The following is a 12621-nucleotide window of genomic DNA, read 5'->3' as shown; positions in this document are numbered from 1 at the left end:
AAACCCCGGCCAGTGGCCGGGGTTTTTGTTTCTGAAGACGGTCAATCCTGATTTAAGGCCAGATCTCAGCCCTGTTTCAGGCGGCCTTGCGCATCTTGTCCAGCTTCTTGAGCGCCATCCCGCGCTTGAGCTTGCTCAGGTGATCAATGAACAGGATGCCTTCCAGATGGTCCATTTCATGCTGGATGCAGGTGGCCATCAGGCCATCAAGCTGTTCTTCATGCACGGTGCCATCCACATCCTGATACCGCACCCGGCAGGTTGATGGGCGATCCACATCCGCATAAATGTCAGGCACGGACAGGCACCCTTCCTGATAGGTCGTCAGTTCTTCAGCCGGATCGAGAATCTCGGGATTTATAAAAACCCGCGGTTCTTTAATGGTCGGCTGATGGGTATGGTGATGTCCGCCATGGGCGGTGCATACTTCGGGTTCCGCATCGGGATCATCCGGCTGCAGGTCAATCACCAGCACGCGCAGCGGCACACCCACCTGTATGGCGGCAAGACCGATGCCGGGCGCGTCATACATGGTTTCGAACATGTCTTCGATCAGGGTCTTGAGTTCATCATCGAACTTTTCGACCGGTTCAGACACGGTTTTCAGCCGGTGGTCCGGCACTTCTAGGATTTCACGGATAGCCATGAATGCCAGATAGTGCGCGTCTGACAATTTCGCAATGCCCATGGCGGGCCAATCTTCTGGCAGTCAGACCATCGGTTTGCGCGCACGCAGCGCCTGCGCCAAAGTGCCTTCATCAAGGTAATCAAGCTCGCCGCCAACTGGCAGGCCGTGGGCCAGCTGCGTGATCCGCACCGGATAATTCTCCAGCCGTTCGGCCAGATAATGGGCGGTGGTCTGCCCTTCCAGCGTGGCGTTCATCGCCAGCACGATCTCGTCGATCCCGCCAGCTGCTGCCCGGTCGAGCAGCGCGCCGATATTAAGGTCTTCGGGGCGCACCCCTTCCATGGCGGACAGTTTTCCGCCCAGCACATGGTAGCGGCCGGTAAACAGTTTTGCCCGGTCCAGCGCCCATAAATCCGCCACATCTTCCACCACGCAGATCGACGTCTGGTCCCGGCGCGAGTCGGCGCAGATGCCGCACGGGTTCTGCGTATCGACATTGCCGCAGGTTTCACATTCCACCAGCCGGTCCCGCACTTTTTCCAACGCATCCAGCAATTGCACCAATGCGGTTTCGCGACGTTTGACCAGCCACAGCACGGCGCGCCGCGCGGAACGCGGCCCCAATCCGGGAAGCCGCGCAAGCGCCGATGCCAATGTTTCGATCTCTTGGGATGCCATGAAATCAAAGATAGGCCTTGCGCCGCGCAATAGGAAGTCCGACCTAGCACGTCATGCGCATCATTTTCATGGGAACACCCGAATTCGCCGTGCCGACACTGGCCGCGCTGGACGAGGCCAATCACACTATCGTGGCGGCCTATACCCAGCCGCCCCGCCCTGCCGGCAGGGGCAAGAAGCTGCAACCATCGCCCGTGCAGATAGAAGCGGAGATTCGCGGCATCGAAGTCCGCAGCCCGACATCGCTGAAAGACCCGCAGGCGCAGGCCGATTTCGCCGCGCTGGAGGCCGATCTGGCCGTGGTGGCGGCCTATGGCATGATCCTTCCACCAGCCGTGCTGGATATGCCGAAAAACGGCTGCCTGAATGTCCACGCCTCGCTCTTGCCGCACTGGCGCGGTGCTGCCCCCATCCAGCGGTCCATTCTGGCAGGTGATACGGTGACCGGCATCACCATCATGCAGATGGAAGCAGGGCTGGACACCGGCCCGATGCTGGCCACCGTGCGCACCCCGGTGGACGACAAGACCGCGGGCGAATTGACCGCAGAACTGGCGGAACTTGGCGCGCAACTGATGGTCGGCACTCTCATCGATCTGCCGATGTTGCACGCGATCGAACAGGACAATGCCGATGCCAGCTACGCGCCCAAGATTGACAAGGCCGAGGCGAAAATCGACTTCACCCGCGGGGCAGAGGATATCGAGCGGCAGGTCCGCGCCTTTGCGCCCTTCCCCGGTGCATGGTTTGAACTGGATGGCGAACGGATCAAGCTGCTGAAAGCCGAAGTGGTCGAAGGGTCTGGCGCGGCAGGCACGACACTGGATGATGCCATGACCATCGCGTGCGGCCAGCAGGCACTGCGGCCCGTCAGCATCCAGCGTGCGGGCAAGCCGGTGATGGACACAGATGCTTTCCTGCGCGGCAAGCAGATTCCCGCGGGGACAAAACTGGGGTGACACGGTTTGCCCTGACTCTCGAATTTGACGGCACGCCTTTCCAGGGTTTGCAGCGCCAGAAACACGGCCCCAGCGTGCAGCAATCGGTCGAACAGGCGATTTGCGCGGTTACGGGCGAGGATGTGACCCTGCATTCTGCGGGCCGCACCGACTCCGGCGTGCACGCCATGGCGATGCGCAGCCATGTCGACATTGAAAAAGATCTTTCTCCCTTCCGGCTGGCAGAGGCATTGAATGCAAAATTGCGGCCAGAGCCGGTTGCGGTGACCGCTTGCGACGTGAAGCCGGATGACTGGCACGCCCGCTTTTCCTGCACCGGGCGCAGCTATATCTACAAAATCCTCAATCGCCGCGCGCCGCTCACACTCGACCGGAACCGCGCCTGGCATATCCGGCCCGAACTGGATGCAAGGGCCATGCAGCGCGCCGCGCAAGCGCTGGTGGGCCTGCATGATTTCACCACTTTCCGGTCCGCCCACTGCCAGTCAGACAGCCCGGTAAAGACGCTGGACCGGCTGGATGTGCGCCGCGAGGGTGACTGGGTGCTGGTGGAAACCGCCGCGCGCAGTTTCTTGCATCATCAGGTGCGATCCATGGTAGGGTGCCTGGCACTGGTCGGCATGGGCCGGTGGGATGAAGCCCGCTTGGCCGACGCGCTGGCCGCGCGCAACCGGCAGGAACTGGGCCTGAATGCACCGCCCCACGGTCTTTATTTCGTGACAGCCGACTATCCCGACGAACAGAAAATTTTCAAGGAGAGCATTGAATGACGACTACCGGTAAACAGATTTTCAGCACGCTGGATGCTGACGGCACATTGACTGTGGAAGTGGCGGAAAGCACTTTCCCCGATCCCAAACCAAGCCAGGTGCTGGTGCGGATGGAAGCGGCGCCGATCAACCCGTCTGATCTGGCCCTGCTGTTTGGCCCTGCCGACCTTGAAAATGCCGAATTTTCGCCCGGCAAGATTGTCGCCAAAATGCCTGAGCCATTTGCATCAGGCGCAAAGGGCCGTCACGGCCAGCGCCTGCCGGTTGGCAATGAAGGTGCAGGCACGGTGGTTGCCGCTGGTGACAGCGATGCAGCCCAGGCCCTGATGGGCCAGCGCGTAGCCTGCGTTCCGGGCAATGCATTTTCGGAATATGCCCTTGCCGAAGCTGCCATGTGCCTGCCGCTGGGCGATGTTTCGTCCGAAGATGGCGCGTCTGCCTTCGTTAATCCGATGACGGCGCTCGGCTTTGTGGAAACTGCGAAGATGGAAGGCCAGAAGGCCATCGTTCATCTGGCGGCAGCGTCAAACCTTGGCCAGATGCTCAACAAGATCTGCCTCGAAGACGGGATTGAACTGGTCAACATCGTGCGCAAGCAGGAACAGGTTGATCTGCTGAAAGGGCTTGGTGCCAAATATGTCGTGAATTCATCCGATGATGATTACATGAAGCAATTGCGCAGCGCGATTGACGAAACCGACGCCTTTTTCGGCTTCGATCCCATTGGCGGCGGCAACAATGTCGACACCGTGTTCAAGGCGATGGAACAGGTCGCTGTATCCAAAATGACCGAATACAGCCGCTATGGGTCCAACCAGGAAAAGAAGATGTATGTCTATGGCCGCCTCGACCTCGGGCCGACCATCCTGACCCCCTCATACGGCTTCGGCTTCACCTATGCCGGATGGCTGCTGACGCCGTTCCTCGCCAAGGCGGGAATGGAAACCGTCGTGCGGATGCGCACCCGCGTATTGCAGAACCTGAAAACCACCTTTGCCAGCAGCTATAAAGCCCGGGTCAACCTTGAAGAAATGCTGACCAAGGAAAATGCACTGGACTACCGCGCCATGCGCACCGGCGAGAAATATCTCGTCACGCCTTAACGGCGGTCAAATGCCTGCTGCGCGCTGACGGGGTCTGTCACCCCGTTGGCGAGCAGCAATTGCAACAAGATCCGCGCCTTGGGCGGCCCCAGGGCGCGGGCAGCAATAAAACCGTGCGTGTCATCATCAGGCTCGTGGTCCACCAGCCCTTCATCCACCCGCGAAGACCGCACCACCGGCACGCCTGATAGAACAGCTTTCGCCAAGGCTGCCCTGATTGCGGCCGAGGCGTTGCCCTGGCCAAAACCGGCCAGCACCAGTCCCCTGGCTCCGCCATCCAGCGCCTGCTGCACTTCGTCTGCCGTCATTCCTGCGTAAGCGTAGAGAATCGACACCTTGGGCATATGCTCGTGGAAGGCAAAGCGCGCCGGTTCAGCCACGCGCCATGCCGGGCCGAACCATTCCAGCGAAGTGGGCGTGACATGGCCCACCGGCCCGCGCGGAAAACCGCGAAAGGCATGGGTGCCTTCGGTTCGCGCCTTGCGCGCATCGCGTGCGGCAAAAATATGGTCGCTCATCACCAGCAGAACGCCCCTGCCCGCCGCATCTGCGTCCCCTGCCACGCGCACCGCATTGGCAAAATTGCGCATTCCATCGCTGCCCACTGCATCAGCCGGACGCATCGCGCCGACCAGCACCACCGGTTTTGCCGTCGGCAAGGTCTGGTCGAACAGAAAGGCGGTTTCTTCCGCCGTATCCGTGCCATGGGTGATCATGATGCCCTGGCACGCCGGATCAGCCATGCTCTCCATTGCCGCTTCGTGCAGGCGGCGCCATAATTCCGGGCCAATGTCTTCGGAACCGATATTGGCGAACTGGCGCCCGACCAGCCGTGCTGGCAGACCCAGCTTGGCCATTTCTGCCAGCAGGTCTTCAACACTGATCTGGCCAGGACGATAATCGCGCCGCGTTGCCGAACCGGCTGTGCCTGCAATGGTGCCGCCAGTGGCAAAAACATCAATATGCGTATCCGTCATGCCCTTGCCCTAGCGATGGACAACTATTTTCACCATTGGCAATTGCATTTGGTGTTCCGGACGCTATTAGCGCCTTTCCAAACGGAAAGTTTGGGCGCTTAGCTCAGTTGGTAGAGCATCTCGTTTACACCGAGAGGGTCGGCGGTTCGAGCCCGTCAGCGCCCACCATCCGTGGCCGAACAGCATCGGTGGCCTAATCTCTGCCACCAGCCGTTGATGCCATTTCACTCGACAGCTTCGGAAATGGCTTCGCGGGCCTCGGCACTCGCCCAGTCATACTCGCCCACCACGCGCCATATTTCGCGCCCTTGCGAATCATACAGCACCGTGGTCGGCAGCACACCGCCGCCAATGCCGAAACCCAGCGTATTATCCGGGTCCAGCCATGGCTCAAGCTGCTTGAATTCCCGTTCTGCAAAAAACGGCACGACTTTTTCCGCGCCTTGCATATCCTGACTGACGGTGATGATGCGCAAGGCATCGCCATATTCAGCAGCCAGATCATCCAGGATCGGCATTTCCACCACACAGGGCGCGCACCATGTGGCCCACAGGTTGAGCAGCACCGGCCCGCCCTGCAGCGCGCCTGTATTGAGCGCATTTCCCGATGGGTCCGCCACTGCCACCGCCGGCATCAGCTCGCCTTCATGGCTGCGATCCAGCTCCCCCGACAAGCCTGCCTTGGCATCGCCCAATGCGCCCTGTTCTTGCACGTCTGCCGGTGCTTCCCTATCGCACCCTGCAAGCAGCAGTGCCACAGGCAACAGAACGGAAATTACAGGCGTGAGCGGTAAACCAGAGGACACGAAAGTCTCCAACCAGATGTGGGGCGGACGCTTTGCCGAAGGGCCAAGCGCGATCATGCGCGAGATAAATGCCTCCATCCCGTTCGACAAGGCCCTGTGGCGCCAGGACATCGCCGCCAGTAAGGCGCATGTCGCCATGCTGGGCGCGCAAGGAATTGTTTCTGCCCCTGATGCCGCCATAATTTCAGACGGTCTGGACCGCGTGGCTGCGGAATATGAAGCGGATGGTGTCCCCGAAGACTGGGACCTTGAAGATATTCACATGACGACCGAAAGCCGCCTTGCTGAATTGATCGGTCCGGTGGCGGGCCGCCTGCATACAGCGCGCAGCCGGAATGATCAGGTAGCGACAGATTTCAAACTGTGGGTGCGTGAGGCGCTGGACCAGGTGGATGCCGGGCTGGACCTGTTGCAACGCGCATTGGTAACACGCGCCAGTGAACATGCCGCCAGCATCATGCCCGGCTTCACCCATCTGCAAACTGCGCAGCCAGTAACGCTGGGCCATCACATGATGGCCTATTACGAAATGGCCCGGCGTGACCGGTCCCGCTTTGCCGATGCGCGGGTGCGGATGAATGAAAGCCCGCTGGGCGCCGCTGCACTGGCAGGCACTGGCTTCCCGATTGACCGGAATGCCACTGCGACCGCGCTGGGGTTCGACCGGCCTTCGAATAACAGCCTCGATGCTGTTTCCGACCGTGATTTCGCGCTCGATTACCTGATGGCCGCAGCGCAATGTTCGCTGCATCTGTCGCGGCTGGCGGAAGAATTCATCATCTGGGCCAGCCAGCCGTTCGGTTTTGTCCGCCTGCCCGATACGCTGTCCACCGGCAGTTCGATCATGCCGCAGAAGAAAAACCCCGATGCGGCAGAACTGGTGCGCGGCCATGCGGGCCGCATCATCGGCTGTGCGACTTCGCTGATGGTGACGATGAAGGGTCTGCCGCTGGCCTATTCCAAGGATATGCAGGACGACAAACCGCCGGTATTCGAAGCTGCCAGCCTGTTGGCGCTGTCCATCGCCGCGATGACGGGCATGGTCACTGGCACCACATTTCGGACCGAGCGGATGCGGCAGGCGGCAGAACTTGGCTATGCCACCGCGACTGATCTGGCGGACTGGCTGGTGACCCAGGCCGATATTCCATTCCGGCAGGCGCATCATATCACGGGCGCTGCTGTGAAGCTGGCAGAAAGCAAAGGGGCGGCGCTGGATGAATTGTCATTGGAAGAACTGCAGACCATCGACAGTCGGATTGACGGACGGGTTTTTGCGGCCCTGTCCGTAGAAGCATCGGTCGCCGCGCGCAGCAGCCATGGCGGAACCGCGCCGGAACAGGTAAGGCTGCGCGTTGCAGAAGCCCGCACTGCGCTGGGCATGGAGGATTAATGCGCTCTCGAAAAATCATCGGTGGTTTTGCCCCACTGGCCATGCTGACCATGCTGGCGGGCCTGAGCGCCTGTGGTCAGAAGGGAGACCTGGAACCGGCAGCAGGACAATCCCTGCCGGTGGCCCCGCTGGGCGCCGACGTGCAGCCAGACGCACGCGACCTGCTGGAACCTGAAACGCAGGCTGCGCCGGAACGCAGCGTGGAATTGCGCAAACGATCGGAAGACCGTGAGGATGACCCCTTCGATCTTCCACCTGAATAACAGACAGCAACCGACATGAACCATTTTGAACTCAAGAACGGCGTCATGCACGCCGAAGATGTCCCACTGCCGCAGATTGCGCAGGAAGTGGGGACGCCTGTCTATGTCTATTCCATGGCCACGCTGGTGCGCCATGCGCGGGTGTTTCGCGATGCCTTGTCCGGCCTGGATAAACCGCACATCGCCTTTGCGGTCAAATCCAACCCCAACCTGGCCGTGCTGAAAGTTCTGCAACGCGAAGGCTACGGCGCGGACGTGGTTTCGGGCGGCGAGCTGGTGCGGGCATTGGCCGCCGACATGGCCCCTGCCGACATCGTTTTTTCCGGGGTTGGCAAAACCCATGCCGAACTGGTTCAGGGATTGGAACAGGACATTGGCCAGTTCAATCTGGAATCGGAAGAAGAAGGCTATGAGCTTTCCGCCATTGCCGCCCGGCTGGGCAAGACGGCACGCTGCGCCCTGCGCGTAAACCCCGATGTCGATGCGCGCACGCATGACAAGATTTCAACCGGCAAGGCAGAAAACAAATTTGGCGTGCCGATTGACCGGGCGGGCGAAATCTACGCCGCGCTTGCAGCCATGCCGGGCCTCGATATGCGCGGGGTTGCCGTGCATATAGGCAGCCAGCTTTCCAGCCTTGAACCGCTGGAAACGGCGTTTGAAAAGCTGGGTCGGCTGATCGCAGATTTGCGCGGCCAGGGGCTCAAAGTTACCCATGCTGACCTCGGCGGGGGACTAGGCGTGCCTTACAAGGCGGGTGAAACATTCCCCAGCCCGGCCGAATATGGCGCCATGGTCGCCCGCGTTACCAAGGGGTGGGATGTGGCGCTTTCGTTTGAACCGGGCCGTGTGATTGCCGGCAATGCAGGCATTTTGCTGACCCGCGTGATCAGGGTGAAACGCAGTTCCAACGCCAGCCCGTTCATCATTGTCGACGCCGCCATGAACGATCTGGCGCGCCCGGCCATGTATGGTGCGTGGCATGATATTGATGCGGTTGAACCCACCGGCGGGCGCACCACTGCCCATATAGTCGGCCCGATTTGCGAAACCGGGGACACATTTGCCATGAACCGCGAAATTGACACGCTGGAAGCGGGCGACCTGGCGGTATTCCGCACCGCGGGCGCTTATGGCGCGACCATGGCGTCCAGCTATAACAGCCGGGGTTTTGTGCCAGAAGTGCTGGTGGATGGCGCGCGTTATGCCGTGGTGGCAGACCGTTTGCCAGCCGCCGACATCATGGCCGCCGAACGCGTACCGGACTGGCTGTAGGGCGCAGCTGATGATCCGTTCACTCCCCTTGTTTCACCGCATTGCCGGACAGCGCGTGGTCGTCATAGGCGAAGGAGAAATGGGCGAGGCGAAAAAGCGGCTGGTGGAACGCGCAGGCGGCATCCCCTGCAGCGAACCGGAAGCGCATCATGCGCGGCTTGCCTTCATCGCGCTGGATGATGCAAGGGCGGCAGCGGCGGCCGCGCTTCGCCTGCGCCGCCGCGGGTTGTTAGTCAATGTGGCAGACATGCCCGAATTATGTGATTTTACAACGCCAAGCATTCTGGACCGGGATCCGGTGCTGATCGCCATTGGCACATCGGGCGCGTCAGCCGGGCTGGCCAAACAATTACGGCTGAGGCTGGAAAGGCTCCTCCCCCAATCGCTGGGCAGGCTGGCAGCGGGCCTCGAAAATGCACGCGGCGCCATGCGCGCCCGTCTACCTGCGGCATCTGACCGGCGGCAGGCACTGGATGATGCGCTGGGCGAAGGCGGAATGCTCGATCCGCTTGATCCGGGTTCTGCAGCCAGGATTGATGGATGGCTGACGGGCCAGAAAACAGTGGTGGAGACGAGCCAGATCACCCTCAACCTGACCAGCGATGATCCTGAAGATCTGACACTGAAACAGTGCCGCTTGCTGGGTAGCGCCGATACGCTGCTGTTCGATCCGAAGGTGCCCGTGGCCATTCTGAACCGCGCACGGGCAGATGCGCTGCGCCGGCCCCTGCCGCTCGATGGCCCGGTTCCCGATGGGCTAACGATTATTTTACAGCGGCAATCAGCCTGAAAGCCGCGGAGGCCAAGACAAAAGGCAGCCTATTACACCAGAGTAGCGGCGTCCTTGCCCAACTGGGCAAAATAACGCGCCATGGCATCTGCCGCCTTGTCTGACAGGGCGATGAAAGCGCGACGCCTGTCTCTTCATCTTCCACCCGTTCCAGCAGGCCCGTTTCCGTCATCTGAGCAATCCACCGCAGCGCCGTGGTGGGCGGCACGCCTGATGCAATGCATAGCGATGTGACTGACACCCGCAAATGTTCCACCCGCGCGGCGGTCAGATCAAGCATGATGTCCCATGCCGGATCGCCGAACAGTTCCACATCGAAAAAACGCGCGCGCAATTGCCTTTGCCGGATGATCCGGCGCACCAGACGCGGATCAGGCAAGGACGGCCTTGCAGCCCTAACCAGATTTTCCGAGGAATCTTCCTTTCCATCCTTATAGTCGGACTTGGGCGTTTCAAACCGGAACGCCCCGCCATCGCCAGTAACACCCGGAGTGGAAAGCCGGTCCAGCCGTTCCGCAATATGGCCGACCTGCTGGGTCAGCCGGAGCAGCGTCAGCCGGTCTTCATCCGAAAGTTCACGTAATTTTGTGCCCGGCATTCTGGTCAACAGGTTGCCCAGCGCGATCACCCTGTCACCCCGGGTGGGATCGACCAGAATCTGCGCGTCGCATTGGTCGAGACAGGCAAACACATCATCCAGCGCATCGACACTGGTGGAAACGACCAGTTGGATGTCCGTGCGGGCAGCCCGCAGATCCAGCTGCATCAGCGATGCCAGCGTTGCGGCGTCCACCACCGGACAATCGAGCAGGATAACATCGCCCAGCGGTCTGGCATCATCGTCCAGCAATGTCGCCACATCGCCCTGATTGCCCAGTTTCAGGCCCGCAGAAACGGCATCATCACGCATGCAATCGCGGATGTGCGGACGGTCGGCAAAGATGGAAACACTGAGCGGCAGGCCGGCAGGATCATTCGCTACACCCCTGACCGCGCCTGTTACCGCATCATCGGTGCCATGATGAAAACTCGCCTGAACCATTGATCGACTCCGCCAAATCAGCGAACAGGACTAGAACAAAAAGATGGCCGGTCAAGGCCTTATAGCAATTGGCGTACCGTCGGCAATGCTGCGCCACAGCTCTTCGATCTGATCGTTCGAAAAGGCAATGCAGCCATCGGTCCAGTCCCCCGGCACCCGGCCATGACGCAAGCCATTGGGCTGGCCATGCAGAAATATATCACCGCCGGCGGACCTGCCCTGCTTCGCAGCAAAGGCAATATCCCCGGCGTTGGGATAAGATATCCGCAAGCTTAGATGATAGGCGCTGGCCGGATTGCGGGCGTCGATAAAATAGCGGCCTTCGGGAGTGCGCTTGTCCCCTTCAAACTGTTTGTGGCCCTGCGGCGACCTGCCGAATTGCAACGCGGCATATGTTTTGAGGGGCTGGCCCCGGCTGAACAATGTCAGCGTGCGGTCGGATTTATCCACCAGCACGAAATCCGCTTCCTGAAGATAGCCATGCGCAGGCGCCGCAACGGGCGCGCCGGCAAAGCTGGTCAGAACAAGGATAAAGGATGCCGCAGCCAGCTTCATCAAGCAAAGCTAGACTGCAAGCAGGCTTTACTCAATCCAGGAACGGATCACGCACGAGAATTGTGTCTTCGCGCTGCGGACTGGTGGAAACCAGCGCGACTGGCGTTTCGATCAATTCCTGCACCCGCTGGATATATTTGATGGCGTTGGCGGGCAGATCAGCCCAGCTGCGCGCACCGGCGGTGGTTTCATGCCAGCCGTCCATTTCCTCGTAGATCGGTTCGACTTCGGCCTGATCGGCAGAATGGGCTGGAAAATAATCCATGATCTTGCCGCGCAGCCGGTAGCCGGTGCAGATTTTCACCTTGTCAAAACCGTCCAGCACATCAACCTTGGTGAGCGCAATGCCGGTTACGCCGCTGATGGCGCAGCTCTGGCGCACAAGCACTGCATCAAACCAGCCGCAGCGCCGCTGGCGGCCTGTCACCGTGCCAAATTCATGGCCGCGTTCGCCCAGCCGCTGGCCTGCTTCATCATCCAGTTCAGTAGGGAATGGCCCGCTGCCGACGCGCGTGGTGTACGCTTTGACGATACCCAGCACAAACCCGGTGGAATTGGGGCCAAGGCCGCTGCCCGATGCAGCGGTGCCGCTGACGGTATTGCTGCTGGTGACGAAGGGATAGGTGCCATGGTCCACATCCAGCAGCACGCCCTGCGCGCCTTCGAACAGGATGCGCGCGCCAGCCTTGCGGACTTTCTTCAGGCGTTTCCACACCGGCTGGGCGAATTGCAGCACGAAGTCGGCAATTTCCTTGAGTTCGGCAACCAGCGCAGCACGGTCAACCGGGGGTTCGCCAAAACCGGCCCGCAATGCATCATGATGCGCGCACAGACGATCAAGCTGAGGGTCCATCTTGTCGAGATGGGAAAGATCGCACACGCGAATGGCGCGGCGCCCGACCTTGTCTTCATAGGCCGGGCCAATGCCGCGCCCCGTGGTGCCGATCTTGCCGGAACCGGCCGCCGTTTCGCGCAGGCCATCCAGATCGCGGTGAAGCGGCAGGATAAGCGCGCAATTGTCTGCCAGAGCAAAGTTTTCAGGCGTGATGGACACGCCCTGGCTTTCCAGCTTGGCCACTTCGGATTTCAATGCCCACGGGTCCAGGACCACACCATTGCCGATAATCGACAAAGTGCCGGTAACAATGCCCGATGGCAGCAGGCTGAGTTTGTAAACCTGATCACCCACCACCAGCGTATGGCCGGCATTATGGCCGCCCTGGAAGCGCACCACGGCGTCTGCCCGGCTGGCGAGCCAGTCGACAATCTTGCCCTTGCCTTCATCGCCCCACTGGGCACCGATAACGGTTACATTTGCCAAAGCTCGGACCTTATTTCTGAAAAGAACCCGGCGCGCACTAGAGGATGGTGGACACAAGGGC

14 protein-coding genes and 1 tRNA gene are annotated in these 12621 nt (G+C 60.6%); 8 read left to right on the top strand and 7 right to left on the bottom strand.

From position 1 onward, the window contains the following. Positions 1 to 76 precede the first annotated feature (76 nt). Entirely contained in the window at positions 77 to 646 is a 570-nt protein-coding gene (locus GRI44_RS02010) for a peptide deformylase (RefSeq protein ID WP_160599776.1), read from the bottom strand. Between the two features lie 63 nt (positions 647 to 709). Beyond that, complete coding sequence (gene recR / locus GRI44_RS02005) at positions 710 to 1306, bottom strand: recombination mediator RecR (protein ID WP_160599774.1); 597 nt, start codon at positions 1304 to 1306, stop codon at positions 710 to 712. A 53-nt stretch (positions 1307 to 1359) separates the two neighbouring features. Here recR and fmt point away from each other — a divergent pair, with 53 nt between their 5' ends. From fmt to GRI44_RS01990, 3 genes are read left to right on the top strand one after another with little or no spacing between them, the layout of a single operon-like run. Then, positions 1360 to 2265: a methionyl-tRNA formyltransferase gene (gene fmt / locus GRI44_RS02000; protein ID WP_160599772.1), complete on the top strand. Its 906-nt coding sequence runs from the start codon at positions 1360 to 1362 to the stop codon at positions 2263 to 2265. Continuing rightward, positions 2262 to 3035 (top strand): tRNA pseudouridine(38-40) synthase TruA, encoded by a 774-nt coding sequence (gene truA / locus GRI44_RS01995; protein WP_160599770.1) that lies wholly within the window; start codon positions 2262 to 2264, stop codon positions 3033 to 3035. The genes fmt and truA overlap by 4 nt, the downstream gene beginning before the upstream one ends. Then, positions 3032 to 4138: a zinc-binding dehydrogenase gene (locus GRI44_RS01990; protein ID WP_160599768.1), complete on the top strand. Its 1107-nt coding sequence runs from the start codon at positions 3032 to 3034 to the stop codon at positions 4136 to 4138. Before truA ends, GRI44_RS01990 begins: the two co-directional genes overlap by 4 nt. On the opposite strand, the gene GRI44_RS01985 is transcribed toward GRI44_RS01990, so the two are convergent. After that, positions 4135 to 5115 carry an asparaginase gene (locus GRI44_RS01985; RefSeq protein ID WP_160599766.1) on the bottom strand — a complete coding sequence of 327 codons (981 nt, stop codon included), beginning with the start codon at positions 5113 to 5115 and terminating at the stop codon, positions 4135 to 4137. The genes GRI44_RS01990 and GRI44_RS01985 overlap by 4 nt on opposite strands. Positions 5116 to 5207: 92 nt before the next feature. Here GRI44_RS01985 and GRI44_RS01980 point away from each other — a divergent pair. After that, positions 5208 to 5283, top strand: a tRNA-Val gene (locus GRI44_RS01980). Between the two features lie 56 nt (positions 5284 to 5339). On the opposite strand, the gene GRI44_RS01975 is transcribed toward GRI44_RS01980, so the two are convergent. Further along, entirely contained in the window at positions 5340 to 5873 is a 534-nt protein-coding gene (locus tag GRI44_RS01975; RefSeq protein ID WP_332872330.1) for a TlpA family protein disulfide reductase, read from the bottom strand. Positions 5874 to 5937: 64 nt separating this feature from the next. Here GRI44_RS01975 and argH point away from each other — a divergent pair, with 64 nt between their 5' ends. Genes argH through GRI44_RS01955 form a run of 4 tightly spaced genes read left to right on the top strand, consistent with a single transcriptional unit; the run spans position 5938 to position 9642 of the window. Further along, positions 5938 to 7314 carry an argininosuccinate lyase gene (gene argH / locus GRI44_RS01970; RefSeq protein WP_160599762.1) on the top strand — a complete coding sequence of 459 codons (1377 nt, stop codon included), beginning with the start codon at positions 5938 to 5940 and terminating at the stop codon, positions 7312 to 7314. Continuing rightward, entirely contained in the window at positions 7314 to 7577 is a 264-nt protein-coding gene (lptM, locus tag GRI44_RS01965) for an LPS translocon maturation chaperone LptM (RefSeq protein ID WP_232842945.1), read from the top strand. Before argH ends, lptM begins: the two co-directional genes overlap by 1 nt. Positions 7578 to 7592: 15 nt before the next feature. Continuing rightward, positions 7593 to 8852, top strand: a complete 1260-nt coding sequence (gene lysA, locus GRI44_RS01960; RefSeq protein WP_160599760.1) for a diaminopimelate decarboxylase — start codon at positions 7593 to 7595, stop codon at positions 8850 to 8852. 10 nt (positions 8853 to 8862) lie between these two features. After that, the gene (locus tag GRI44_RS01955; protein ID WP_160599758.1) at positions 8863 to 9642 is read left to right on the top strand and encodes a precorrin-2 dehydrogenase/sirohydrochlorin ferrochelatase family protein; all 780 of its coding nucleotides are present in this window, start codon (positions 8863 to 8865) and stop codon (positions 9640 to 9642) included. Here GRI44_RS01955 and GRI44_RS01950 read toward each other — a convergent pair. The 3 genes from GRI44_RS01950 to GRI44_RS01940 are packed head-to-tail and all read right to left on the bottom strand — an operon-like array spanning position 9617 to position 12560. Further along, positions 9617 to 10684, bottom strand: a complete 1068-nt coding sequence (locus GRI44_RS01950) for a MarR family transcriptional regulator (RefSeq protein ID WP_332872329.1) — start codon at positions 10682 to 10684, stop codon at positions 9617 to 9619. The two genes, GRI44_RS01955 and GRI44_RS01950, sit on opposite strands and share 26 nt — an antisense overlap. A gap of 51 nt (positions 10685 to 10735) precedes the next feature. After that, positions 10736 to 11239, bottom strand: coding sequence for a L,D-transpeptidase family protein (locus GRI44_RS01945; RefSeq protein WP_160599756.1), 504 nt, complete (start codon positions 11237 to 11239; stop codon positions 10736 to 10738). 31 nt (positions 11240 to 11270) lie between these two features. Beyond that, positions 11271 to 12560, bottom strand: coding sequence for an adenylosuccinate synthase (locus GRI44_RS01940; protein ID WP_160599754.1), 1290 nt, complete (start codon positions 12558 to 12560; stop codon positions 11271 to 11273). Positions 12561 to 12621 lie beyond the last annotated feature (61 nt).

The organism is Allopontixanthobacter confluentis (assembly GCF_009827615.1).
GTDB lineage: Bacteria > Pseudomonadota > Alphaproteobacteria > Sphingomonadales > Sphingomonadaceae > Allopontixanthobacter > Allopontixanthobacter confluentis.
Note: the sequence above shows the minus strand (reverse complement) of the source record. Positions and strands in the feature narration are given on the sequence as shown.

Bases quoted from the DNA above. Each gene is read 5' to 3' on its own strand.
- GRI44_RS02010 (WP_160599776.1), bottom strand. From the start codon at position 646: ATGGCTATCCGTGAAATCCTAGAAGTGCCGGACCACCGGCTGAAAACC.
- recR (WP_160599774.1), bottom strand. From the start codon at position 1,306: ATGGCATCCCAAGAGATCGAAACATTGGCATCGGCGCTTGCGCGGCTT.
- fmt (WP_160599772.1), top strand. From the start codon at position 1,360: ATGCGCATCATTTTCATGGGAACACCCGAATTCGCCGTGCCGACACTG.
- GRI44_RS01990 (WP_160599768.1), top strand. From the start codon at position 3,032: ATGACGACTACCGGTAAACAGATTTTCAGCACGCTGGATGCTGACGGC.
- GRI44_RS01985 (WP_160599766.1), bottom strand. From the start codon at position 5,115: ATGACGGATACGCATATTGATGTTTTTGCCACTGGCGGCACCATTGCA.
- argH (WP_160599762.1), top strand. From the start codon at position 5,938: ATGTGGGGCGGACGCTTTGCCGAAGGGCCAAGCGCGATCATGCGCGAG.
- lptM (WP_232842945.1), top strand. From the start codon at position 7,314: ATGCGCTCTCGAAAAATCATCGGTGGTTTTGCCCCACTGGCCATGCTG.
- lysA (WP_160599760.1), top strand. From the start codon at position 7,593: ATGAACCATTTTGAACTCAAGAACGGCGTCATGCACGCCGAAGATGTC.
- GRI44_RS01955 (WP_160599758.1), top strand. From the start codon at position 8,863: ATGATCCGTTCACTCCCCTTGTTTCACCGCATTGCCGGACAGCGCGTG.
- GRI44_RS01950 (WP_332872329.1), bottom strand. From the start codon at position 10,684: ATGGTTCAGGCGAGTTTTCATCATGGCACCGATGATGCGGTAACAGGC.
- GRI44_RS01945 (WP_160599756.1), bottom strand. From the start codon at position 11,239: ATGAAGCTGGCTGCGGCATCCTTTATCCTTGTTCTGACCAGCTTTGCC.